Annotated in this window: 22 protein-coding genes and 1 pseudogene; 16 read left to right on the top strand and 7 right to left on the bottom strand. The window is 71.3% G+C overall.

Features of this window, described 5'->3' with window-relative positions; all coding sequences use genetic code 11:
- On the bottom strand, positions 1–228 hold a 228-nt coding region (locus AB0K34_RS21965), incomplete at its 3' end, for a hypothetical protein (RefSeq protein ID WP_364550538.1).
- A gap of 119 nt (positions 229–347) precedes the next feature.
- Between AB0K34_RS21965 and nth the strand changes: the two genes are divergently transcribed.
- The 3 genes from nth to AB0K34_RS21950 all read left to right on the top strand — a co-directional run bounded on the left by nth (position 348) and on the right by AB0K34_RS21950 (position 3,170).
- Positions 348–1,088 carry an endonuclease III gene (gene nth, locus AB0K34_RS21960; protein WP_138636941.1) on the top strand — a complete coding sequence of 247 codons (741 nt, stop codon included), beginning with the start codon at positions 348–350 and terminating at the stop codon, positions 1,086–1,088.
- Between the two features lie 61 nt (positions 1,089–1,149).
- A complete protein-coding gene (locus AB0K34_RS21955) occupies positions 1,150–1,809 on the top strand; it encodes a CoA pyrophosphatase (RefSeq protein WP_301173896.1) in 660 nt (219 codons plus the stop codon).
- Between the two features lie 164 nt (positions 1,810–1,973).
- On the top strand, positions 1,974–3,170 hold the full coding sequence (locus AB0K34_RS21950; protein ID WP_171069032.1) for a MarP family serine protease: 1,197 nt from the start codon (positions 1,974–1,976) through the stop codon (positions 3,168–3,170).
- A gap of 167 nt (positions 3,171–3,337) precedes the next feature.
- Here AB0K34_RS21950 and AB0K34_RS21945 read toward each other — a convergent pair whose 3' ends face one another.
- The 5 genes from AB0K34_RS21945 to acs all read right to left on the bottom strand — a co-directional run bounded on the left by AB0K34_RS21945 (position 3,338) and on the right by acs (position 8,646).
- The gene (locus AB0K34_RS21945) at positions 3,338–3,793 is read right to left on the bottom strand and encodes a DUF309 domain-containing protein (protein WP_364550536.1); all 456 of its coding nucleotides are present in this window, start codon (positions 3,791–3,793) and stop codon (positions 3,338–3,340) included.
- A 22-nt stretch (positions 3,794–3,815) separates the two neighbouring features.
- The gene (locus AB0K34_RS21940; protein WP_138636939.1) at positions 3,816–4,739 is read right to left on the bottom strand and encodes an alpha/beta hydrolase; all 924 of its coding nucleotides are present in this window, start codon (positions 4,737–4,739) and stop codon (positions 3,816–3,818) included.
- A gap of 8 nt (positions 4,740–4,747) precedes the next feature.
- Positions 4,748–5,206, bottom strand: coding sequence for a phage holin family protein (locus tag AB0K34_RS21935; RefSeq protein ID WP_301173898.1), 459 nt, complete (start codon positions 5,204–5,206; stop codon positions 4,748–4,750).
- Positions 5,207–5,219: 13 nt separating this feature from the next.
- Positions 5,220–6,458, bottom strand: a complete 1,239-nt coding sequence (gene nhaA, locus AB0K34_RS21930) for a Na+/H+ antiporter NhaA (RefSeq protein ID WP_301173899.1) — start codon at positions 6,456–6,458, stop codon at positions 5,220–5,222.
- Between the two features lie 220 nt (positions 6,459–6,678).
- Entirely contained in the window at positions 6,679–8,646 is a 1,968-nt protein-coding gene (acs, locus tag AB0K34_RS21925) for an acetate--CoA ligase (protein ID WP_138636937.1), read from the bottom strand.
- A gap of 283 nt (positions 8,647–8,929) precedes the next feature.
- On the opposite strand from acs, the gene AB0K34_RS21920 reads away from it, so the two are divergent.
- From AB0K34_RS21920 to AB0K34_RS21870, 11 genes and pseudogenes are all read left to right on the top strand, one after another.
- Entirely contained in the window at positions 8,930–9,721 is a 792-nt protein-coding gene (locus AB0K34_RS21920; RefSeq protein WP_138641060.1) for an oxidoreductase, read from the top strand.
- Between the two features lie 33 nt (positions 9,722–9,754).
- Positions 9,755–10,372 carry a pentapeptide repeat-containing protein gene (locus AB0K34_RS21915; RefSeq protein ID WP_138641058.1) on the top strand — a complete coding sequence of 206 codons (618 nt, stop codon included), beginning with the start codon at positions 9,755–9,757 and terminating at the stop codon, positions 10,370–10,372.
- An 895-nt stretch (positions 10,373–11,267) separates the two neighbouring features.
- Positions 11,268–12,344: a septum site-determining protein Ssd gene (gene ssd, locus AB0K34_RS21910; RefSeq protein ID WP_138641057.1), complete on the top strand. Its 1,077-nt coding sequence runs from the start codon at positions 11,268–11,270 to the stop codon at positions 12,342–12,344.
- A gap of 64 nt (positions 12,345–12,408) precedes the next feature.
- Positions 12,409–13,560, top strand: coding sequence for a TadA family conjugal transfer-associated ATPase (locus AB0K34_RS21905; protein ID WP_301173902.1), 1,152 nt, complete (start codon positions 12,409–12,411; stop codon positions 13,558–13,560).
- Between the two features lie 182 nt (positions 13,561–13,742).
- Positions 13,743–14,252, top strand: coding sequence for a type II secretion system F family protein (locus AB0K34_RS21900; protein ID WP_364550532.1), 510 nt, complete (start codon positions 13,743–13,745; stop codon positions 14,250–14,252).
- A gap of 359 nt (positions 14,253–14,611) precedes the next feature.
- Positions 14,612–15,436, top strand: coding sequence for a type II secretion system F family protein (locus AB0K34_RS21895; protein ID WP_364550530.1), 825 nt, complete (start codon positions 14,612–14,614; stop codon positions 15,434–15,436).
- Between the two features lie 88 nt (positions 15,437–15,524).
- Entirely contained in the window at positions 15,525–15,719 is a 195-nt protein-coding gene (locus tag AB0K34_RS21890; RefSeq protein ID WP_364550529.1) for a DUF4244 domain-containing protein, read from the top strand.
- Positions 15,720–15,730: 11 nt separating this feature from the next.
- A complete protein-coding gene (locus AB0K34_RS21885) occupies positions 15,731–16,111 on the top strand; it encodes a TadE family type IV pilus minor pilin (protein ID WP_364550527.1) in 381 nt (126 codons plus the stop codon).
- Positions 16,112–16,118: 7 nt separating this feature from the next.
- A pseudogene (locus AB0K34_RS21880) lies at positions 16,119–16,245 on the top strand (alanine racemase); the annotation flags it as partial.
- Positions 16,246–16,997: 752 nt separating this feature from the next.
- The gene (locus AB0K34_RS21875) at positions 16,998–17,465 is read left to right on the top strand and encodes an Rv3654c family TadE-like protein (protein ID WP_364550525.1); all 468 of its coding nucleotides are present in this window, start codon (positions 16,998–17,000) and stop codon (positions 17,463–17,465) included.
- 207 nt (positions 17,466–17,672) lie between these two features.
- Positions 17,673–18,926, top strand: coding sequence for a hypothetical protein (locus tag AB0K34_RS21870; RefSeq protein WP_364550523.1), 1,254 nt, complete (start codon positions 17,673–17,675; stop codon positions 18,924–18,926).
- Between the two features lie 612 nt (positions 18,927–19,538).
- Here AB0K34_RS21870 and AB0K34_RS21865 read toward each other — a convergent pair.
- Positions 19,539–20,132 (bottom strand): TetR/AcrR family transcriptional regulator, encoded by a 594-nt coding sequence (locus AB0K34_RS21865; RefSeq protein WP_301173903.1) that lies wholly within the window; start codon positions 20,130–20,132, stop codon positions 19,539–19,541.
- A gap of 134 nt (positions 20,133–20,266) precedes the next feature.
- Here AB0K34_RS21865 and abc-f point away from each other — a divergent pair, with 134 nt between their 5' ends.
- Both abc-f and AB0K34_RS21855 read left to right on the top strand, forming a co-directional pair.
- The gene (gene abc-f / locus AB0K34_RS21860) at positions 20,267–21,886 is read left to right on the top strand and encodes a ribosomal protection-like ABC-F family protein (protein WP_364550522.1); all 1,620 of its coding nucleotides are present in this window, start codon (positions 20,267–20,269) and stop codon (positions 21,884–21,886) included.
- Positions 21,887–21,922: 36 nt separating this feature from the next.
- Positions 21,923–22,687: a CatB-related O-acetyltransferase gene (locus AB0K34_RS21855; RefSeq protein ID WP_364550521.1), complete on the top strand. Its 765-nt coding sequence runs from the start codon at positions 21,923–21,925 to the stop codon at positions 22,685–22,687.
- Positions 22,688–22,739: the final 52 nt, after the last annotated feature.

The following is a 22,739-nucleotide window of genomic DNA, read 5'->3' as shown; positions in this document are numbered from 1 at the left end:
CCGCCGCACCGCCTCCGCGGCGATGCCCGGCACATGGTCACGGAGATCCTCGGCGATCCGGGCGGCGCCCTCGAACGACAGGTCGAGCTCGATCCGCCGCACCGCCTCCGCGGCGATGCCCGGCACATGGTCACGGAGATCCTCGGCGATCCGGGCGGCGCCCTCGAACGACAGGTCGAGCTCGATCCGGCGCACCGGCAGACGGACCACCTGGCTGAGGTCGGACATGAGATCTCCTTCGGGGAACGACGTGCAGGGGAGACGGCGCGCCCCCGGCCCGATTACGCGCCTCGGCCGAAAACCCCGGTACGGCCGGATCCGGCCGCGGACGCTCTAGGCTGGCCGGTATGGCGACGGAGGCGACCCCGAAGGCGCGTGCTCGGAAGTGGAAGGACGAGACGAGGCTGGGGCTCGTCCGGCGGGCGCGCCGGATGAACCGGATCCTGGCCGAGACCTACCCGGACGCGCACTGCGAGCTGAACTTCGGCAGCCCGTTCCAGCTCCTCGTCGCGACCGTCCTGTCCGCGCAGACCACCGACATGCGGGTGAACCTGACGACGCCGGAGCTGTTCGCCAAGTACCCCACGCCGGAGGACCTCGCCGCCGCCGACCCGGAGGACGTCGAGGCGATCCTGAAGCCCACCGGGTTCTTCCGCGCCAAGACCAAGTCGGTGATGGGGCTGTCCGCGGCACTGCGCGACCAGTTCGACGGCGAGGTCCCAGGGCGGCTCGAAGACCTCGTCAAGCTGCCCGGTGTCGGACGCAAGACGGCCAACGTCGTCCTGGGGAACGCGTTCGACGTCCCCGGAATCACCGTCGACACCCACTTCGGCCGCCTCGCACGGCGGTTCCGCTGGACGGCCGAAGACGACCCCGTGAAGGTCGAGCAGGAGATCGGCGAACTCATCCCGCGCAAGGACTGGACGATGCTGTCCCACAGGCTCATCTGGCACGGCCGAAGGATCTGCCATGCCCGCCGTCCTGCCTGTGGTGCGTGCCCGCTCGCGCGCCTCTGCCCGTCGTTCGGTGAAGGGCCGACCGACGAGGAGACCGCCCGCAAGCTCGTCAAGCCGGGGCCGTTCTCATGACGGCCCAAGGCGTCGGGAAGGCGGCGGGAAGTAACGCGGGTGTTCCGGAGTTGGGACGGATGTGACCGAGACCGCCCCCAACACTCCCGACTGGCTCGCCCGCTTCCGTGTGGAAGGCCCCCGGATGCAGGTGCCGCCGATGTTCCGGCCCGCGCCCGCCGCCCGCGCCGCCGCCGTCCTGATCCTGTTCGGCGACGGTCCCGACGGCCCCGACGTGCTGCTCACCGAGCGCGCCGCCACCCTGAACAAGCACGCCGGGCAGCCCGCGTTCCCCGGCGGCCGCATCGACCCCGAGGACGACGGCCCGGTCGCCGCCGCGCTGCGCGAGGCGTGGGAGGAGGCCGGCGTCGAACCGTCCGGCGTGGACGTCCTGTGCACGCTGCCCGAGCTGTACCTGCCGCACAGCGAGCACCGCGTCACGCCCGTCGCCGGCTGGTGGCGCGAGCCGTCGGAGATCGCCCCCGGCCACCCAGGCGAGGTCGCGATGGTCGCGCGCGTCCCGATCGGCGAGCTGGTCGACCCCGCGAACCGGCTGATGATCCGGCACCCGTCCGGCACCAGGCTCGGGCCGGCGTTCCGCGTCCGCGACATGCTCGTCTGGGGGTTCACGGCCGCGCTGCTCATCCAGGTGCTGGACGCCGGGGGCTGGAACCGGCCGTGGGACATGTCTCATGTCGAGGACCTGCCGCCCGAGGACGTGGACCTCGCCTCCCGCGGGTGAGAATCTCAGCTGACGGGCGTGCGGGATCCGCAGGTCACAGCGCCGTATCCGGAGAGCATGGCCATGGTCACGGCCGCGTGTCACCCCTGACGGCTACCCGACGCACCCCAATCTGGTACATCGAGGGGACGTGCGGCGGCGGCGCGGCACTATACGGTTGAGCGGTGCTGCACGACCACGTTCTCGACCTGATCCTGCTCGTGCTCGTCGTGCTGTTCGGAGTCTCGGGCTACCGGCAGGGCTTCATCGTGAGCCTGCTGAGCTTCGCCGGCTTCGTCGGCGGCGGCGTCATCGGAGTGCTGATCGCGCCGCCGATCGCGGAGGCCGCGGTCGACGGCGCCGCGCAGCAGGCCCTGCTCGCCATCGTGGTCGCGTTCCTGTCCGCCACCCTCGGGCAGCTGATCGCCTCCTCCGTCGGCGCCGTCCTGCGCAACCGGGTGACCGGCATGAACGCCCGCACCGCGGACGCGGTCGGCGGCACCTTCGTCAGCGCGATGTCGCTGCTGATCGTCGCCTGGTTCTTCGGCAGCCTGGTCGCCAACTCCGAGTTCAAGCCCGTCCGGACGCAGGTCAAGGGCTCCTCGATCATCAACGGCATCAACGACGTGATGCCCGGGCAGGCGCAGACCTGGTTCACCTCGTTCCAGGGGTTCGTGAAGAGCAGCGAGTTCCCGCAGGTCTTCAACGGGCTCGGCGGCGAGTCGGTGGTGCAGGTGCCGCCGCCGGACGAGTCCGTGCTGAGCACCCGGGGGCTGAAGGCCGCCAAGAACAGCATCGTGAAGGTGGTCAGCACCGCGCCGCAGTGCCAGCGGCGCATAGAGGGCACCGGGTTCGTGTTCGCGCCGCAGCACGTCATGACCAACGCGCACGTCGTCGCCGGGGCGCGCGGCTCCTCGAAGGTGTCGCTGATCAACGGCGACAGCGAGCGCGGGCGGGTCGTCCTGTACGACCCCAAGCGGGACGTCGCCGTGCTGTACGTGCCGGGGCTCCGGGCGCCCGCGCTGCAGTTCGCCAAGGAGGCCCGCGTCCGCGACGACGCGATCATCGCCGGGTTCCCGAAGAACCAGCCGTTCACGCCGGGCGCCGCCCGGATCCGCGCCCGGCAGACGGCGCGCGGCCCGGACATCTACCACTCCGGGCAGGTCAGCCGCGAGATCTACGCCATCCGCGGCAAGGTCGAGCCGGGGAACTCCGGCGGGCCGCTGCTGTCCACGGACGGCCGCGTCTACGGCGTCATCTTCGCGGCCGCGCTGGACACCCCGTCCACCGGCTACGCGCTCACCGCCGAGGAGGTCGCCGCCGACGCGCGCGTGGGCGCTCAGGCCACGACCCCGGTCTCCACCCAGAACTGCTCTGACTGAGGCTGAGGGCCGCTAGGGCAGCGCGTAGGACTGCTCAGGCCATCGCTGGTCAGACAAGGGCTGCTCAGAGCGGGTCTGCTCAGGGCAGGGCCGGTCAGGGCAGGGCCGGTCAGGGCAGGGCCGGTCAGGGCAGGGCCGGTCAGAGCAGGGTCTAGCTCATGCCGTGCTCAGGCCGTGGGGGTTAGGCGGAGGGTGATGGGGCCGTCCTCGGGGCTTGCTGCCAGCTCTCGTACCTGCTTGACGACTCCCCGTACGTCGATGTTGTGCGGGGCGTCGGTTTCGTAGGGGACGAGGCGTTCAGCGGCGCGGCTCAGGAGTGCTTCGGCGCCGCGTGCGTTTCCCCGGCGAAGGTGGGTTATCCCTACGGCGACCTGCGCCAGCCCCCGCCAGAGCTCCCGTTCGGGCTCAGGAGCGGCCTTCCAGACCGCCTCCAGTACCTCGTGGGCGTGGAACGGGCGGTCGGCGTCCAGCAGGCGCTGCGCCTCGGCCAGCGCGTCCGCCGGCGGCATGTCGAGGTCGTCCGGCATGGTGGGGATGCCTGTGGCGCCGTGGGGCAGTGGACGTCCGTAGGCGTCCCGCGGGCGTGCGTTGCGTGGGCGTCCAGACTCGTCCCGATCGCGCATGGCTCCACCGTACGCCCGGGGTTCAGCGTTCCGGCTCCGGGTCGGCCAGCCAGCCGAGGAGTTGCGCGTCGAACGCGCGAGGACGTTCCTGATGGGGGAAGTGACCGGCGCCTTCGATGAGCTTCCACCGGTAGGGGGCCGACACGTAGCGGCCTGAGCCCTGTGCGCTGGCCGGAAGGGTGCACGTGTCGAGCGCGCCGTGCAGTTGCAGCGTGGGCACCTGGATGGGGGTGCGCATACGGTGCGCGTAGCGGATGCCGTCCGGGCGTGCCTGCGACCGGATCAGCCAACGGTGGTACTCCAGCGCGCTATGGGCCGCGCCAGGGATCTGCACTGCCTTCCGCACGAGCTGCTCTGTGCGCTCGTCAGGCCAGCCTGGCCCGGACCAGTCGTGCAGGAGCTTGCCCACCAGCGCCGCGTCGTCGCGGACAAGGCGCCGTTCAGGCCACAGCGGCACCTGGAAGCCGAACGTGTGCCGCGTCGCCCAGCCCTGGCCGCGCGGGTCTCCGGCGACGGCCTGCCGCAGCCGCAGCGGATGCGGGGCGCTCACCACCGCCAGCCGCTGGACGGTCTTCGGGTGGTAGACGGCCGTCGTCCACGCGAGCAGCCCGCCCCAGTCGTGCCCGACGATGATCGCGTTCGCCTCGCCCAGCGCGCGGACCAGCCCGGCGGCGTCCCGGGCCAGCGTGACCAGGTCGTAGCCGCGCGGCGGCTTGTCGCTGCCGCCGTACCCGCGCAGGTCGACGGCGGCGGCCCGGTAGCCGGCCGCGGACAGCGAGACCAGCTGGTTGTGCCACGACCACCAGAACTCCGGGAAGCCGTGCAGCAGCAGGACGAGCGGGCCCTCGCCGGCCTCGGCGACGTGGAACCGCGTCCCGCCGGCGCTGACCTGCCGGTGGACCCAGGGCCCGTCGACCTCGATCAGCGACGCGTCGTGCCCGGACATGGCGTCGGTCAGCCCGTCGGCTCGAGGCCGGCGTCCTTGCCGCCGGCCTCGATCTCGTCGGAGTCGCCGCGGCGGCGCAGCGCGGTGAAGTCGTCCTTCAGCGTCTTGCGGGTGCGCTTCGCGCCCTCGATCCGCTTGATGAAGCGCTTGGCGAGGAGCATCAGCCCCCCGGCGAGCCCCACGTAGACGATCGAGACGATCAGGAACGCCAGCCACGGCCAGATGCCCAGTTCAGCGAGCCCGAGCGCGAACGAGATCGACAGCAGGATGACGACGAGTCCGCCCATCACCGCGGCGATGGTGACCATCACGCTGCTCAGCGCCGCCTTCTTGGCGTCGGCCTTCAACTCCATCTTGGCCAGGGCCATCTCGGCCCTGACAAGGTCGGAGACGTTGCCCGACGCCAACGCGACCAGCTCGCCGACGGACTTGTCCTCCATGCGCTCGCCCGGTAGTGCCTCGGACATATCGCTTTACTCCTTAGTCCGGGCGCGCGCGCACACGCACCCTTCTCCGGAAGACGACGGCCGCGGCCGCCGAGGCGAGAACGCTCGCGATCAGGACCGCAGTCGTCACTCTCTCGAATTGTGACGGGTCGGTATAGGCCAAACCGCCGATCAGCAGCGAAACGGTGAAACCCACCCCGGCGAGGAGCGCGACCCCCGCGATCTCATGCCAGTGCAGGTCCTCACCGAGCGTCGCCAGGTTGAGCTTGACCGCCGCCCACGCGCCGCCGAAGACCCCCAAGAACTTACCGATCACCAGTCCGGCGATCACGCCGAGGGCCACCCGGTCGGTGAACACGGCACCCAACTGGGACGCGCCGAGCCCGACACCGGCCGACACGAAGGCGAACACGGGCACGGCCACGCCGGCCGAGAAAGGCCGGAGGAAGTGGTCGGCGCGCTCCGCGTTCGTGGCCCGTCCGTCAGGGGTCTCCTTGGGGCTGGTGAGCATCCCCAGGGCCACGGCGGCGACCGTGGCGTGGATCCCGCTCCGCTGTAGGAAGTACCAGGCCAGGAGGGCGATGGGCACGTACACCCATGGTGAGCGGAAGTTCTTTCGCTGCAGCACCCCGTAGACGACGATGAGGAGCACCGCGAGGCCCAGGAACAGCCAGTGCAAGGTGTCCGTGTAGAAGAGCGCGATGATGGCGATGGCTATCAGGTCGTCCACCACGGCAAGCGTCAGCAGGAACGCGCGCAGGGGCGCCGGGCATGAGGTGAACGTCACGGCGAGAACGGCCAGCGCGAACGCGATGTCCGTCGCCGTCGGCACGGCCCAGCCCCGCAACGCCCCCGGTTCCCCCGCGCTCACCATGAGGAAGATGAGCGCGGGCATCACCACACCGGCCGCCGCCGCTATCACCGGCAGGGCCGCGTCCCGCGGGTTGCGGAGTTCGCCGTGCGTCAGTTCCTCGCGCAGTTCGAGCCCGGCGATGAAGAAGAACACCGCCAGCAGACCGCTCGACGCCCAGTGCTGCACGTCCATGTGCCCGAGATGCAGCCAGTGCGGGCTGATCTCGAACGTGCGGAGGCTCTCGTAGGCGTCCGCCCAGGGAGTGTTGGCCCACACCAGCGCGGCGACCGCCGCCAGCAGCATGACGACCCCGCCGATCGTCTCCATGCGCAACGCGCTGGCGACCTGCGCGCTGTAGCGGACGGTCGGGCGGACAGGCCACGTCGCGGCGACGCGGCGCCTCATGGTCGGGCGCGCCATGCGAAAACCCCCGGGAAGGTGGCGGACGGTCGGTCAAGGCACGGCCCGTACACCACGACGGGACGTCCCTGCCGACCAGACTTCCCGGCGCACCAGAGGACATTTTACCTGCTGGATCGTCCCGTCCGCCAAGCCGGGCCTCCTCCTGCGACGCGGAACGGCCCGCGCCCAGGGTGGGCGCGGGCCGTTCTCACGGTGCGGCGAGGGACGCCGGCGGCGGTCAGTCGTCGGACTTGGCGGCGGGGAGCTTCTCCGCGATCAGGTCCATGACCGTGCTGTCGGCCAGCGTCGTGACGTCACCGATGCTGCGGTTCTCGGCGACGTCGCGGAGCAGCCGTCGCATGATCTTCCCGGAGCGGGTCTTCGGCAGCTCCGGGACGATCATGATCTGGCGCGGCTTGGCGATCGGGCCGAGCGTCTTCGACACGTGCTCGCGGAGCTCGCGCAGGAAGTCCTCGCCCTCCACGTCGCCGCCCGCGTCGCCGCGCGGGATGACGAACGCGACGATCGCCTGCCCGGTCACCGGGTCGGTCGCGCCGACGACCGCCGACTCGGCGACCTTCGGGTGCGCCACCAGCGCCGACTCCACCTCCGTCGTGGAGATGTTGTGCCCGGACACGAGCATGACGTCGTCCACGCGGCCGAGGAGCCACATGTCGCCGTCCTCGTCCTTCTTGGCGCCGTCACCGGCGAAGTACAGGCCCTCGAACCGCGACCAGTACGTCTTGACGTACCGCTCGTCGTCGCCCCAGATCGTGCGGAGCATGCCCGGCCACGGCTCCCGGACCACCATGAACCCGCCGCCGCCGTTCGGCACCGACCGGCCCTGGTCGTCCACCACGTCCGCGGCGATGCCGGGCAGGGGACGCATCGCCGCCCCCGGCTTCGCCGCGGTGACGCCCGGCAGCGGGCTGATCATGATGGCGCCGGTCTCCGTCTGCCACCACGTGTCGACCACCGGCGTCCGGTCGGCGCCGATGTTCTTGCGGTACCAGATGTAGGCCTCCGGGTTGATCGGCTCGCCGACCGACCCGAGGACGCGCAGGGACGACAGGTCGTACTGCGCGGGGATGTCGTCGCCCCACTTCATGAAAGTACGGATCGCCGTGGGCGCCGTGTAGAAGATGGACACCTTGTACTTCTGGATGACGTCCCACCAGCGCCCCCGGTTGGGGGTGTCAGGGGTTCCCTCGTAGATGACGCTGGTCGACCCGTTGGCGAGCGGGCCGTACACGATGTAGGAGTGCCCGGTCACCCAGCCGATGTCGGCCGAGCACCAGTAGACGTCCGTCTCTGGCTTGAGGTCGAACACGGCCCAGTGCGTGTAGGCGCACTGCGTCAGGTAGCCGCCGGTGGTGTGCAGGATGCCCTTCGGCTTACCCGTCGTCCCGGAGGTGTACAGAATGTACAGGGGGTGCTCCGAGTCCATGGGCTCGGCGGTGTGCTCCTCGCTCTGCCGTTCCACGACGTCGTGCCACCACAGGTCGCGGTCGTTCTCGGCGACCTGCTCGCCGGTGCGGCGCACCACGAGGACGTGCTCGATCGTCGGCGTCTGCGCGACGGCCTCGTCCACGATGCCCTTGAGGTCGGACGGCTTGCCGCGCCGGAACCCGCCGTCCGCGGTGATGACGAGCTTGGCCTGCGCGTCGTCGATGCGGGTCCGGAGGGCCTCGGACGAGAAGCCGCCGAACACCACCGAGTGGGTCGCGCCGATGCGCGCGCACGCCAGCATCGAGATCGGCAGCTCGGGAATCATCGGCAGGTAGATCGCCACCCGGTCGCCCTTGCGCACGCCCAGTTCGAGCAGGGCGTTGGCGGTCTTGTTCACCTCGCGCTGGAGGTCGGCATAGGTGAGCGTACGGGTGTCCCCCGGCTCACCCTCCCAGTGGTAGGCGACCTTCGCTCCCCGCCCGGCCTCCACATGCCGGTCGACGCAGTTGTAGGCGACGTTCAGCTCGCCGCCCACGTACCACTTGGCGAACGGGGGATTGCTCCAGTCCAGGACCTCGTCCCACCGCTTGGTCCAGGTGAGGCGCTCGGCCTGCTCGGCCCAGAAGCCCAGGCTGTCCTCCGCGGCCTGCTCGTAGGCGTCGGCCTTGACGTTGGCGGAGGCGGCGAGATCGGCGGGCGGGGCGAAGCGGCGCGTCTCCTGCAGAAGGTTCGACAGTGTCTCTTGGCTCTGGCTCAACGCGAACTCCTTGCTAGGTGATGCGGGGTCGCCCGGTATCCCCACTTCACCAGGAACATCCCGGTCTTCACAAGGCCGGACCCCCTGAAGTGGAAGACGAACGCGACCGGCTCCCACGACTCGGGCATGTTGTGATCCCCGACACGACTGGCCTTCCCAGGTCCACTATCCGGGAACCGTCTCCGTTCTACGCCTCCCCGGCGCCTTACGCGAGCGCCCAGGCGGACCAAGGGGAGGGCGGGGCGTTGCGCGGGCGCGGATGGGGACCGCATAAAGTCGGGCCGTGACCGATGCCCTTGCTGATGTAGCACAACTGCCCGGGGTGGCCGGCGCCGTCGATGACGCGCGCAAGGCCGTTGACCGGCTGCTCGGCCACCGCATCCTGCGGCGGCGCAGTGCCGAGGTGTCCACGGAGTCCGCGCTGCGCGGCGCCAGGGCCTCGGCCGTCCTGGACGGCGCGTCGGTCACGCTGGACGAGCTCCGCACCACCGAGAGCCCGTCCGACCCCGTCGTACAGGGCTCGCTGCGCGTGTCGGCCGAGCTCGGGACGTTGACGGACGTCTGGCGCAACGCTCCCCGGCAGGCGCTCGCCCGGCTCCACGTCCTGGCGGCGGCCGACGTGGTGGACAGCGCCGACCTCGGACGCCCCCGCACCACCGACGCCGCCGTGAAGGACGTTCTCGGCCTCGGTGAGCCGCCGTCGCCGTCCGAGGTGGCGGCGCGCCTGGACGCGCTCAGCGGGCTGCTGACCTCCCCCACGAAGGCCCCCGCGCTCGTGGTCGCGGCCATCGTGCACGGTGAACTGCTGATGCTGCGCCCCTTCGGTTGGGGGGACGGGCTGGTCGCACGCGCCGCCCAGCGGCTCACGCTGGTCTCCCGTGGGCTCGACCCCAAATCGTTGGTCGCACCCGAGGTCGGCCACCTGGAACTGGTGGACGACTACGCGCCCGCCCTGCGGGACTACTCGTCGGGCACGTCCGAGGGCGTCGCGCGGTGGGTCGTCCACTGCTCGACGGCCGTGGCCGCCGCCGCCCGGGACTCGCAGGCCATCTGCGAAGCGTTCATGCGGGGCTGAGTTCTGTCGGAGGGTTCGGCCATGCTGGACCGCATGGCCGAACGCATGCACGGACGACCGGCGGCACCCACCGAGACCACGATCGCGTCGGCGAACTGGGACTCGCGTGACCTGACGGGCGAGCACCACGAGAACGTCCTGTTCGTGGACGTGGACATGACCGAGGCCACCGGGACCGGCGCCGTCTTCACCGAGTGCACGTTCCGCGGGGTGCGCTTCAACGCGTCCACCCACACGGACGCCGCGTTCGTGAACTGCACCTTCGTGCGGTGCGGTTTCTTCGACGCCACCTTCGCGGGCTGCAAGCTCGTGGGCAGCATGTTCGACTCGTGTACGTACGACCTGCTGAAGGTGGAGGGCGGCGACTGGTCGTTCACCGGCCTGCCGGGCGCCGACCTGCGGCGCACGTCGTTCACCGATGTCCGCATGCGCGAGGCCGACCTCACGGGCGCGCGGTGCGCCGAAGCGGAGATCCGCCGGGTCGACCTGTCGGGGGCGTACCTCCACCGAGCCGACCTGTCCGGCTGCGATCTGCGCGGCAGCGACCTCTCGGCCGTGGACCCGTCCGCCACCGTGCTGAAGGGCGCGGTGATCGACCCGCACCAGGCGATCGCCCTGGCGACGGCCCTCGGGCTGGAGGTCCGCGACTAGCGCCGGCCGGACACGAAGCGGGCGGCGCCCCACCGGGGAGCGCCGCCGCCAAGCACGTCACACCGGGTTACCAAGCGTGCACCTCAAATCCGTCGGATCGGGTCAAGCCCGTCTCGACGCGCCTCCCGCGGCTGGTCGCGCGTGGGTGCCCGGTTGCCGTGCCAGGACCGTGGTCCTAACAACCTGTCTACGCCTCATTCTCCCTGTTGACAAGCCCCTATTCGCAAAGTGCCGACCGCGGTGGCGGGCGGCGCCGAACGGGACGCCGGCGCCCGGTGCGGCCGCTGCGGGATATTCCGGGCTATCCGTAACCGCCATGCCGGTCAGAGAATTGATCACTCACTGTGATCGTTTCTTTTTGGCGGCCGATCTGCCATGCGGCCGGAAAGATCTTTAGTTCTGCTGTACGCTCCCACTTCCGCCCCGATGCACGCGGGCCGTGCGCGGGCGCGGGAGGCCCTGCCGTGGAGGGGCACGGGCGCCGTGCGGGCGCCCCGGCGAGCGCGTCGTACCGGCGGATGAGAAAATCGCCATGCGCCGGGTGAGTTTGCGTCTCGACGGAACTCTCGACGATCGGGCAGCATATGTTGTACTTCCTAGACTGGAGTCAGTGAGTTTGCCTCTCCCATAGGCGGACTTACGCACGGCTCGGCCCGAACTCCACTGAGACTTTCCTGGGAAAGCGGACCGGCTCTACCCCCCCGGAGCCGGACCGCCCGGCGACCCCCGCTCTCCCCCCCGGCGGGGGTCGCCCAGTCGTCGAGCGGCCGGGCGGTGGCGGTTCCCCGCCACCGCCCGCCCGCCGGCGAAGTTATCCACAGTTCGAGGAACCTCGTCGCGGGCGCCGCCCCGCTCCGCAAGGTGGATGTCTCCGGAAACATCGAGGGAGCATCCGATGAACCTTGCGGCACTGATCGTCACGAGCGACCCCGCCCTCGCCGACGGCCTGCTCCGCCTCGCGGCCGCCGCCGACGCCCACGCGGAGGTCGCCTACGGTGCCGACGAGGCCAGACCCGCCTGGACCTGGCCCGCCCTGATCCTCGTGGGCGCCGACATGGCCGAGGACGTCGCGTCCGCCGGCCTCCCGCGCCGCCAGGGCATCGTCCTCGTCACCGGCGACGGCGACACACCGGAGGCGTACCGCCTCGCGGTCGAGGCCGGCGCGCAGGACGTCGCCGTGCTCCCCGACCACGAGGACTGGCTGATCAACGCGTTCGCCGCCGCCTGCGAACCCGAGGGCGGCTGGGCCACCACCGTCTGCGTCGGCGGCTCCCGCGGCGGTGTCGGTGCCAGCGTCCTCGCCGCCGCGCTCTCCCTGGCCGCCGCCGGCCAGGGCCTGCGCACCCTCCTCCTCGACGCCGACCCGTTCGGTGGCGGCATCGACCTCATGCTGGGTCTGGAGGGCCACGAGGGCGTCCGCTGGCCCGACCTCGCCGAACGGCGCGGCCGCCTGAACACCGCCGCCCTCCGCGAGACCCTCCCCGGCACGGGCGACCTGTCCGTCCTGTCCTGGCGGCGCGGCGAACCCGTCCCGATCCCCGACGAGGCCGTGCGCGCCCTGCTCGACGCCGCCGCCCGCGGCTTCGACCTGGTCATCGCCGACGTCCCCCGCTACCCCGGCGACATCGGCCGCGCCGCGCTCAGCGCCGCCGCCGCCACCTTCCTACTCGTCCCCGCCGAGGTCCGCGCCACCGTGGCGGCCGCCGGCATAGCCGCGACGTTCCGCCGCTACACGACCGACCTGCGCCTGGTCGTCCAGGGCCCGGCCCCCGGCGGCCTCACCGCCGAGGCGATCGCCCACGCCCTCGACATCCCGTCCGCCGGCACCTACGACCGCGACCGCCGCCTCCCCGCAGCCGTCGAAGAGGGCGACCTGCAACGAGCCTGCCGCCGCGGCCCGCTGGCCGACTTCTGCACCAAGACCCTCGCCGACCTGGCCCTCCAGCCCTACGCCTACCGAGAAGCAGCCTGACCCACCCCGCTGGCGACGGTGTGCACCACAAGGCGCCACTCAGAAGGAGACGAGGAGAGGCGGTATGACGAGGTTGTCGGACGCGGTGCGGGATCGGCTCGCCGGTAGTGGCGGGGAGGCGACGACCGGCCGGGTCGCCGCGGCGCTGCGGGCGGAGGAACGCCTCCTTGGTGATCGTGAGGTACTGACCCTGGCGGACGAGTTATGCGCAGAGTTCGTCGGCGCCGGGCCGCTGGAACCGCTGCTGCGCTCCCCGGACGTCACCGACGTCCTGGTCAACGGCCCGGACGAGGTGTGGGCTGACACGGGCGCCGGTCTCGTCCGCACGCCGGTCCGCTTCACGGACGAGGCGACGCTGCGGCGCCTGGCGCAGCGCCTCACCGCCGCAGCCGGACGCCGACTCGACGACGCGGCCCCCTACGCCGACGCCCGCCTGCCGGGCGGGGTCCGGCTCCATGCCGTCCTGCCTCCGGTGGCCGCGAGTGGCACGTGCCTGTCGCTCCGGCTGCCCAGGCGTCGCGCGTTCACCCTGGACGAGTTGGTCGCGGCCCGGACCGTCCCGCCCGAGGGCGCCGAAATCCTCGCCGCCCTGATCAAGTCGCGCGCCGCGTTCTTGATCACCGGCGGTACCGGAACCGGCAAGACCACCCTCCTGAGCAGCGTGTTGTCCCTGGTGAACCCGGCCGAACGACTACTCCTCGTCGAGGACTCCGCCGAGCTGAAACCGTCCCATCCGCATGTCGTGAGGCTGGAGGCCCGTCCGCCGAACATGGAGGGCGCCGGGGGCGTGACACTGAACGATCTCGTCCGCCAAGCGCTCCGCATGCGTCCCGACCGCCTCGTGGTCGGGGAGGTCAGAGGCCCGGAGGTAGTTGTTCTGCTGCAGGCGCTCAACACGGGCCACGAAGGCGGCTGCGGCACCCTCCACGCCAACACCGCCGCAGACGTGCCCGCCCGGCTTGAAGCCTTGGGCTGCGCGGCGGGCTTGAGCAGGGAGGCGGTCCACAGCCAGCTGGCCGCCGCGCTGGACATCGTCGTCCACCTCGCGCGCGACCCGGCCGGTGGACGGCGGCGCGTGGCCGAGATCTGCGTCCTGCACAGAGCGCCCGATGGGCTGGTAGGCGTGATTCCCGCAGTCTCGTTCACCGCGTCCGGCGAGGTCGTCCCGGCCGACGGCGCCCCCGCGCTGCACGCCCGGCTGCGAGGTGACCGTTGATCATCGCGCTCGTGGCGCTCTGCTCGGCCGCCGCCGTCTGGACGGTCCTCGCGCCCCCTGTCGCCCGACGCCGCCTCGACCGCCTCACAACGCCTCGCTCAACGCACCCCCTTCACCTGTTGAGAGCCAGAGTCGACGCACTGAAAGAGCGCAGAGCCCAACCGCAACGATGGCGGACGTCGGTGATCGAACTCTGCGACGCCATGGCCGCCGAACTCGCCGCCGGCCGAACTCCGGATGAGGCGTTCACCGCCGCCGCAGCCGTCCTCCACCCTCAGATATCCGCAGAGCTCCTCCACGCCACTCGCGCGCCCCCCGAGCACCTGGACGACCTGGCGACGCGTCCGGGGGCCGAAGGTCTGCGCCTCTTGGCTGCCTGCTGGCGCATCGGTGCGGAACGCGGCGGCACCCTCGCCACCGTCCTGGACGGCCTGGCGGGGGCCCTCCGCGACGAAGAGGCCCAACGCCAGGACGTGGCCGTCCAACTGGCGGGGCCTCGCGCCACGGCCCGCCTGCTCGCCGCCCTCCCGCTCCTCGGCCTAGGCATGGCGGCGGCCCTGGGCGCCCACCCGATCCCCTTCCTCTGCGGCACCCTCCCCGGCCTGGCGTGCCTGATCACAGGAACGACCCTCAACCTGCTCGGCCTCCACTGGACCCGCCGCCTCGCCCGATCCGCCGAATCCCCCACCTAATCCGCATCACGTCCACAGGGTGCAGCCGAACAGCAGCGAGCCCGCCGGACCGCCTGTTGCCGAAGACATGGAGGCGAGGCCGATGAAGCCGAGGCTGTTGGTCCGGCCGTCCTGGTAGAGCAGGGCAGCGACGGGGGAGTACGGCGCGTCGGTGACACCGGCGACGTGCCAAGCAGGTGTGTCGGTGCCCTGAGGAGGTGCTCTTCGCTGTCGCGCGGCTGATCGCCTCGCGTGGAGCCCTACGGGTCTCTCTGTTGTGGGTCGACGGCTGGGGTTCGCATCCCTGTGTGCCGTTGGGGCCTGGTCCGGCGGAACGAAGGTCCTAGGTGGCCATGAGGTGAGAGGGAGCAGGTGAGGTGATGATCGCCTTGGCGGCCGTGCTTTGTGCGGCGCTGTCGGCGTTCCTTCTTCCCAGGGGGACGAACGCCGCCGAGAAGAGGCTGGAGGGTCAGTTCCAAACTTCTCGTCCGAGGCAAGGCATCGCAGGTGAGCGAGCTCTGACGCCCAGGGGCTCGGGGCACGATGGTCGTGGTCGGGCCGATGGTGAGAAGGAAGGCGACTCACAGGAGAGGCGACGGCGTGACGCTCTCCTACGGCGTGCAGCTGCGGGCTCCGCAGGCGTGTTGTGCCTGGTGTTGCTGGGTGGTCTGCTCGGTGCCGTGGTCGGTGTCGGCGCCGCGGGGGCCGCCTGGTTCTGGTTCGGCCGCGTTGGGGGTGCGGAGGACCGACGCAGACGTGCGCGCCTTATCGCTGACCTTCCCATCGCGGTGGACCTGTTAGCCGCCTGCCTGCGTGGCGGTGCTCCCTGGCATGGCGCGGTCACTGCGGTCGCGGATGCGGTGGGAGGCCCGTTGGGGGACGAACTTAGGGACGTCTCTGTTCAGATCAGCCTCGGTGCAGACCCGGTGGACGCCTGGCTCGCGCTCACGAGGGAACCGATGCTCGCGCCGCTCGCTCGTACGGCCGTCCGAGCGACGACCACAGGCGCGGCCCTGGCTCCCTCTCTCAGCCGCCTCGCGCGCGATCAGCGTCGCGTAGCCCGGACGGCGGCCGCCACCAGGGCCCGTGCGGCGGGAATCCGAGCGCTCGCCCCTCTCGGACTGTGCTTCCTGCCCGCCTTCGTGCTGCTCGGCGTCGTCCCGGCCGTCGCGGGAATCGCCGCGACGATCCTCCTGCCCAGGTGAGCCGGGTTTTCCACAGAATTCGGTTCGCTCACCGGCCGGGGCACCCGCCCGGCAGCCTGAAGGCGAATCACGAGTGAAAGGAGCCCGCATGCGGGCGATGAAGATGGTGATGCGTCGATGGTCCAGGATGTCTGTAGACCGAGGAATGTCCACCGCGGAGTACGCGGTCGGCACCATCGCCGCAGCGGCGTTCGCCGGCCTGCTGTTCAAGATTGTGACGAGCTCGCAGGTGAGGTCGCTGCTCTTACAGATCATCGAGAAGGCCCTCAAGATCGCGAGCTGAGGGACCGAGGGATGGCCACGGCGGAGATCGCCGTGGCTCTCCCCGCCCTAGTCCTGATCACGGCGGCCGCGCTGTGGGGCCTGATGGCGGTGTCCGTGCAACTCACCTGCACGGACGCCGCCCGCACTGGGGCTCGTGCGGCAGCCCGGGGTGAGTCCCTCACCGCGGTGCGCGAACTGGTGATCCGGGCGGTCCCGAAGGGCGCGACCGTGCGAGTGCGCCGAGACGAGGCCACCGTCCACGTGGACGTCTCCGTCGCGGTGCGTCCCCCGGCCGCGATCGGCCTTCCACCCCTGATGGTCCAAGCCCAAGTGGCCGCCGCGACCGAGCCCGGTGTAGGCCGCGACGCCGCTTCCCCGCCCGTCAGCCAGACGCGGCACCCAACCTCCTGACCGGCGGCCGTTCACCTGGCCGGTCATGGTGGCGCGGCGGTCGGCGCTGGACCACAACATCGCGGCGCTCGCCGCGTTCTGCGGCGAGCACGGGCTTGGCGTTCGCGCCGCACGGCAAGACGACCATGGCCCCGGCCACGCCGCCGGGCGGGCCGACGACTCGCGCTGGTCGGCGGTGTCGGCCTTGCAGGTGACGCCGGGCAGGAGGACTCGGCGTCCTCAAGTGCGCGTCCCTCCCGGTTGAGCAACTGCCACGCGCCTTTGCCAGCCGGGAGGAACCACTCGCATATGCGTCCGTAACGAGAGGCACGACACGGGCCCGGGCCGGATACCGACGGTCGGGATGCGTCCGGTCGGGTTAAGAGGGAGGACTGCATGAGGTCGAAGCGGTGATGAGTGAAGCGGCACCGGGCGGATCGCGGGCGGTGACGATGGCGCTGAACGACTCACGGGATGCGAGCGGTAGTGACGAGGCGGGCACGCGGGACGCCGGGAGCGTGCGGGGTGAACGGCTGCGCGCGGAAATGGAGCCGGAGTGGTGGCGACGAAATGGCTGCGCGGGACGTGATCGGGGGCGATGACAACGAAGCGGGTGCGTGGGAGCGGGCCGGGTGCGGTAGCGGAGAACGGCTGGGGGGCGAGCAGGCAGACGTCGACGCCCGACCCAGCCGCACGGCCTTGTCGGCCGCGTCATGCCCGTCCCGGTAGGCGGCGGCCACCAGCCGGCTCGTTACCGGGGGGCGATGAAGTTGGGTGTGCAGGGCGCGCCTAGGGGTGGTCCACAGGCTGCGCGGATCGGGTCGGGAGCGGTGTCGATGAGCGGGTGCGCGGGGGGCACCGAGACGAGGCCGAGGGGTGATCGCGCGGGTGTGGGCGGCTGGCGGTGATGATCGACAGGCTGCAGGGGAGAGGGGGCGGGACTGGTGGCGAGGAGCGGGTGCGCGGCGGGCGCGCCGGGACGAGGACGGAGGTGGGGGTTGTGAGGCGGATGGGCGGGGTGGATCGGGGGGCGGGGACCGTGTGGGTGGTGGCGTTTGCTGCTGTCGTGTGGGTGGCGGGGGTGGCGGCGATTGCCGTGGGCGGGGTGCGGGGAGCGCGGCAGCGGGGTGATGCAGCCGCTGATATGGCCGCGTTGGCTGCGGCGGCGCGGGTGGCGGATGGTGGTCGTTCGGCGTGTGGGCGGGCTCGAGAGATCGCGGCCGGTTCCGGTGCGCAACTGGCGGAGTGCCGGGTCAGGGGTGACGACGTTGAGGTCACGGTGACCGTCCGGCTGAAGGTGCCGATGGGGATCGGGGACTTGCGAGTCATTTCTCGGGCCAGGGCTGGTCCTGTGGGACGGGACGGCGTACCCTAACGCGACACGACTCGTTGCACTGATTGTCAATAGGATGGGAGGAGTCGCGGAGGATGCCAACACGTTTCGCTTTGTCATCGTCCTGTGACTTCTGCTACCCAGTGGTACGTTACGCTGCCGTAAGCGCATAGTTATCACCAGAAGCGGTGTGCCCCCGCGAGGTCCGGCGGGATGAGACGAGCAGGACACTGTCGAAGGGACTGAGGCGTGACCATCATTCGCAGGATCGGTGCGATCGCGCTCGCGGCGCCCCTTGCGATGAGCTTCCCGATCCTCGGCGCTCTGCCCGCGCAGGCCGCCTCGACGAGTGTGATCAGCCCGGCGGACGGTGCGGTGATCACGAGCGGCTCCCAGGTGACGGCCAAGGCCCACTTCGACTTCGCGATCACGATGCAGCTGCGGGTGAGCGGCCCCGGGCTCGGTGACACCTTCCTCGCGGAGCGCGGCTTCTCCGGCGACATGTCCGGGACCTTCCCGATCACCCAGAACGGGACCTACAAGGTCTTTCTGCGGGGCAAGCAGACCGGTCACATCTACGACTCCAACACCTTCACCGTCCGGATCGCCCCGGCAGCTCCCGGCGGCGTCAGCGCGACCGTGTCGGGCAGCAAGCTCGCCGTGAAATGGAGCCGGGGCGTTGAGGACGACCTCACCGGCTACGCGCTCTCGGGTTCCGGCGTGAAGTCCAGGTCCGGTTCCCTGGCTTCCCTCTGCCAGGGGACGAGCTGCTCCACCACCCTGTCGCTGACCAGGTCGAGCGGTGTGGTCTCCGTGGGTGTCCGGGCACAGCGGTCCAACGGGGACGGCGGAACGCTGTACTCCCCCACCTCCACGGCGTCGGCCATGGTGGGCGGCGGAGTCGGCTCGACGGTTCCGGGCGGCGCGGCTCCGTCCCTGCCGTCCAATTCCAGCGTGCCCAGCGCCAGTACGCCGCTGACGCCGTTCAACAACGAGTCGCCGATCACGCTGCCGTCCGTCCAGCCGGAAGGTGCGACGCCCGGCTTCGCCTACCCCGCGCCGCAGATCGCCACCGACACGCCGAAGGCGCAGAACGTCGCGGCGACCGACCGGCTCCAGTGGGGCAAGAGCGTGGGCATCGCGCTGGTGCTCCTGATCGTCGCCGCGCACCTCGGCACCTGGACGCGCCGCCTGCGCGTCGCCCAGGCGGGGACGAGCAGCAACGGCATGGCGGCCCGCATGGCGCGCGGTGGAACCGGCCGCAAGCGGGTCAAGAAGGCCCGCGAGCAGATCGCCCGCGCTGAGGCCCGCGCCAAGACGGCCCCGGTCATGTCCGCTGTCGCGTCGGCCAAGCCGGCTGGGGCGAAGGACGCTGGACGTCCTGCGTCGAAGACCAAGCCCGCCCGCCGCCATGCGGGTCCGGGCAAGGGTCCCAGCGGCGTGAACGTCCGGATCGCCGCCCCGGAGAACAAGCCCAAGCGCGGCGGCCGCCGCCGCAAGTGATCCGCTGGCGTGCCCTTCTAGAGACTGATGAAGCGCTGCGGCTAGGCCGGGGCGCAAGGTCCGTGGGCATGCGTTAGCCGAGTTCCGCCTAGCCATGCTTGGGAGTCGGCGGTTCTCGCTGGTGCCTCTGGCAAGCCCGGCCTGTCGTGGTTGCTAGCGCAGCCGTTTGCCGTGTCCAGTGATGCGAGCCGCTCGGTTGCGCTGGCCACATGTGCGGCCGGCCGGAAGGTCATGCGCAACCACAGCATCTCGGGCACGCCCACGCCCGCGCTCTGGGCCCACGCCCGCGCTCTCGGTCACACCTGCGCTCTCCGCCACGCCCACGCTCTGGGTCACGCCCACGCTCTGGGGCACGCCGCGTCTGGGTCACGCCGCGTCTCCGCCATGCCGCATCTCCGCTAGGCCCGCGCTCTCCGCCACGCGGACGTACTCGGTCACCCCTGCGTCTTGGCCACCCGTGCGCTTCTCCACCACGCGGGCGCTCCGACACGTGTGCGCCCGCGCTCTCGGTGACGCGGGCGTTCTCGGTTACGTGGGCGTTCTTCCGGCCACGCGCGGTGGTGCCAGTGCTTAGGCGTTGAGTGATGTGGGTGGAGGCCGCACGGCCGCTGGTCAGGTGAAGGCGCCGGACTTGGCGGCGAGGGTGGTGGTTCTGGCGGCTTGGGCGGGGAGGTGCGGGTCGGGGGGTGTGCGGAGGAGGACGAGGTGGTGGTACATGGGGGCCGTGGCGGAGATCAGTAGGCGGCGGGCGTTGGTGCGGGGCGGGGTTTCGCCGCGTTCGATGGCGCGGGTGACGACGATCTCGCAGCGGGTGTAGCGGTCCTCCCAGAGGCGTTGCTGGGCGCGGGCGGCCTTCTCCGATCGGAACGAGGCGGCGATCAGGGCCGCCATGATCGGGGGTTCGGCGGCCATGGCGTCCTGGATCTCGTGGTTGAGGGCCGCCAGGTCGCCTTCCAGGGTGCCGGTGTCCGGTGGGCGCCAGTCGTCGTCGCCCGCCGCGTCGAGGACGTCGGCGAGGAGGCCGCCGACGTCGGTCCAGCGCCGGTACACCGTGGCGCGGTGGACGCCGGCGCGGGCGGCGACGGCGTCCATGGTGAGTCCGTCGTAGCCGTGTTCGCCGAGTTCCGCGCGGACGGCGTCGAGCACCTGCGCGCGGACGCGGGCGGTGCGGCCGCCGGGGCGGCGGCCGGCTGTCGCGGAGGTCATCGCCGGTTGTCCGATTGCTTGGAGGGATGGGCTGTGGCACCATCTTAATGCATCAGTTGTCGTATTAGTGGAGTCGTCGGTGCTCATCCGAAGCGTTCGCCCCGTCCCGTCCCCGAATGCTTTGGAGTGCACGCTTGCCCGTACAGATCACCGCGCTCGCCGTCGGCAAGTCCTTTGACGGCAGGGTCGTCCTCGACTCGGTGACCTGCTCGCTCGCCGCCGGCGGGCGCACCGGGATCATCGGCGAGAACGGCTCCGGCAAGACCACCTTGCTGCGGCTGCTCGCCGGACGTGAACGCCCCGATCGGGGTGAGGTCGTCGTCCAGGCCGACGGCGGCGTCGGCTACCTCGCCCAGGACGAGCGGCTGCCGCCAGACCAGACCGTCCAGCAGGTCATCGACCGGGCGCTGAGCGATCTCCGGAAGGTCGAGCGGCGGATGCGCCGCCTGGAGGCGGCGATGGCCGCCGGCGACGAGTCGGGGCTGGCCGAGTACGGCGAGCTGCTGACCGTCTTCGAGTTGCGCGGCGGCTACGACGCCGATGCCCGCGTGGAGCGTGCGCTGCACGGGCTTGGTCTCGGGCTGGTGGGGCGTGACCGTACTGCGGGAAGCCTGTCCGGTGGGGAGCAGGTCCGGTTGCGGCTGGCGGCCCTTCTCGCGTCCGCGCCCGAGGTGCTCCTGTTGGACGAGCCGACCAACCATCTCGACGAGAGTGCGCTGGGCTGGCTGGAGGAGCACCTGCGCACCCGGCGGGGGACGACGGTCGCGGTGTCGCATGACCGGGCCTTCCTTGAACGCGTCACCACCGACCTGCTGGAGGTGGACGCCGACCGGCGCCGTGTCGTGCGGTACGGGAACGGCTATGCCGGCTACCTCGCGGAGAAGGCCGCGGCGCGGCAGCGCTGGGCGCAGGAGCACGAGCGGTGGCGGGCCGATGTCGAGCGGCTCCGCGAGGCCGCGGCGACCACGGCCCGGCAGGTGGCTCCCGGCCGTCCGATGAAGGACGGCAACAAGATGGCCTACGACCGGGCGGGCGGCCGCGTGCAGCAGTCTCTGGCCAGCCGGGTGCGGAACGCCGAGGAACGGCTGCGCCGCCTCCTCGCCGATCCGGTCCCGGCGCCGCCGGAGCCGCTGCGCTTCACTCCCGTGCTGGGGGCTCGCTCGCTGCGGGGCGCCGTGCTGGAGGCGGACGGTGTTGCCGTCGCCGATCGGCTCGACTGCATGAGCCTCACCCTTTCTGCGGGCGAGCATCTGCTGGTCACAGGGCCGAATGGCGTGGGTAAGAGCACGCTGCTCCGCGTCCTGGCGGGTGAGCTTGAACCGGATGCGGGACGTGTCACCCGGCGCGGTCGGATCGGCTACCTGCCGCAGGAACCGGGATTCGAGGACGCGGACGAGTCGGTGCTGGCCGCCTTCGCCCGCGGACGCAAGGGCGAGCCCGACGAGCACGCCGAAGTGCTGCTGTCGCTCGGCCTGTTCGACGCCGACCGGCTCGCGGTGCCGGTCGGCCGGCTGTCGACCGGCGGGCGCCAGCGGCTCGCGCTGGCGCGGCTGCTCAGTGAGCCGGCGGACGTCCTGCTGCTCGACGAGCCCACCAACCACCTGTCGCCCGCCCTCGTCGAGGAGCTGGAGACGGCTCTGACCGGGTACGACGGCGCCGTCGTCATCGTCAGCCATGACCGCCGGTTGAGCCGGCGCTGGTGGGGCGCCCGGCTGGCCGTACGGGCGGATCGGACGTCCGGCGCCCGGGCCTGACGTCTCCCTGCATACCTATCGAGAAAGGACTCCTTCATGCCGTCTGCCCCCGCCGACCCGACCGTGGTGCATCCGATGCCCGGCCAGCCGCGCGTGGTGCTGCTGAAACCGCTGATCACCTCGCCGCTGATCGAGGTCGGAGAGTTCTCCTACTACGACGATCCGGACGATCCGACGGCGTTCGAGACCCGCAACGTCCTGTACCACTACGGGCCGGAGAAGCTCGTCATCGGGCGGTTCTGCGCGCTCGGCGAGGGCGTGCGGTTCATCATGAACGGCGCCAACCACCGGATGGACGGCCCGTCGACGTTCCCCTTCCCGATCATGGGCGGCTCCTGGGCCGAGCACATGGACCTGATCACCGGCCTGCCCGGACGCGGCGACACCGTGCTCGGCAACGACGTCTGGCTCGGCTACCGCGCCATGGTGATGCCCGGCGTCCGCATCGGGCATGGCGCGATCATCGCCTCCGGGTCCGTGGTGGTGGACGACGTCCCCGACTACGGCATCGTCGGCGGCAACCCGGCGAGGCTTCTGCGCCGCCGCTACAGCGAGGACGACATCCGGCGGCTCCTGGCCCTGGCCTGGTGGGACTGGCCGCTCCAGCACATCACCGAGCACATCCGCACGATCATGGCCGGTGGCATCGACGAGCTGGAGCGCGCGGCGCCGACCGGGTGGGGAGGCCGCCGATCGGAGGTCTTTTGCCCGGTCATTGGGCGTTTTGAGCCTGCCCGGGGCGCTGTGACGACGGGGGCGGAGCGCGGTGGCCGGACGTGGGGCGGGCGGGACGCCCGCTGATCAGGTGGGCTGGCGGGGCGTATGGGCAGGGTCTAGGCTGCCTTGCCAGTCG

This window comes from Actinomadura sp. NPDC049382 (assembly GCF_040677125.1).
Classification (GTDB): Bacteria; Actinomycetota; Actinomycetes; order Streptosporangiales; family Streptosporangiaceae; genus Spirillospora; species Spirillospora geliboluensis.
This window is presented reverse-complemented; position numbering and strand designations above follow the sequence as displayed.

What these genes read in the sequence shown, in the direction of transcription:
- nth (WP_138636941.1), top strand. Translation starts at nt 348, where the DNA reads ATGGCGACGGAGGCGACCCCGAAGGCGCGTGCTCGGAAGTGGAAGGAC.
- AB0K34_RS21945 (WP_364550536.1), bottom strand. Translation starts at nt 3,793, where the DNA reads ATGCGCGATCGGGACGAGTCTGGACGCCCACGCAACGCACGCCCGCGG.
- AB0K34_RS21940 (WP_138636939.1), bottom strand. Translation starts at nt 4,739, where the DNA reads ATGTCCGGGCACGACGCGTCGCTGATCGAGGTCGACGGGCCCTGGGTC.
- AB0K34_RS21935 (WP_301173898.1), bottom strand. Translation starts at nt 5,206, where the DNA reads ATGTCCGAGGCACTACCGGGCGAGCGCATGGAGGACAAGTCCGTCGGC.
- nhaA (WP_301173899.1), bottom strand. Translation starts at nt 6,458, where the DNA reads ATGGCGCGCCCGACCATGAGGCGCCGCGTCGCCGCGACGTGGCCTGTC.
- AB0K34_RS21915 (WP_138641058.1), top strand. Translation starts at nt 9,755, where the DNA reads ATGGCCGAACGCATGCACGGACGACCGGCGGCACCCACCGAGACCACG.
- ssd (WP_138641057.1), top strand. Translation starts at nt 11,268, where the DNA reads ATGAACCTTGCGGCACTGATCGTCACGAGCGACCCCGCCCTCGCCGAC.
- AB0K34_RS21905 (WP_301173902.1), top strand. Translation starts at nt 12,409, where the DNA reads ATGACGAGGTTGTCGGACGCGGTGCGGGATCGGCTCGCCGGTAGTGGC.
- AB0K34_RS21895 (WP_364550530.1), top strand. Translation starts at nt 14,612, where the DNA reads ATGATCGCCTTGGCGGCCGTGCTTTGTGCGGCGCTGTCGGCGTTCCTT.
- AB0K34_RS21890 (WP_364550529.1), top strand. Translation starts at nt 15,525, where the DNA reads ATGCGGGCGATGAAGATGGTGATGCGTCGATGGTCCAGGATGTCTGTA.
- AB0K34_RS21885 (WP_364550527.1), top strand. Translation starts at nt 15,731, where the DNA reads ATGGCCACGGCGGAGATCGCCGTGGCTCTCCCCGCCCTAGTCCTGATC.
- AB0K34_RS21875 (WP_364550525.1), top strand. Translation starts at nt 16,998, where the DNA reads ATGATCGACAGGCTGCAGGGGAGAGGGGGCGGGACTGGTGGCGAGGAG.
- AB0K34_RS21865 (WP_301173903.1), bottom strand. Translation starts at nt 20,132, where the DNA reads ATGACCTCCGCGACAGCCGGCCGCCGCCCCGGCGGCCGCACCGCCCGC.
- AB0K34_RS21855 (WP_364550521.1), top strand. Translation starts at nt 21,923, where the DNA reads ATGCCGTCTGCCCCCGCCGACCCGACCGTGGTGCATCCGATGCCCGGC.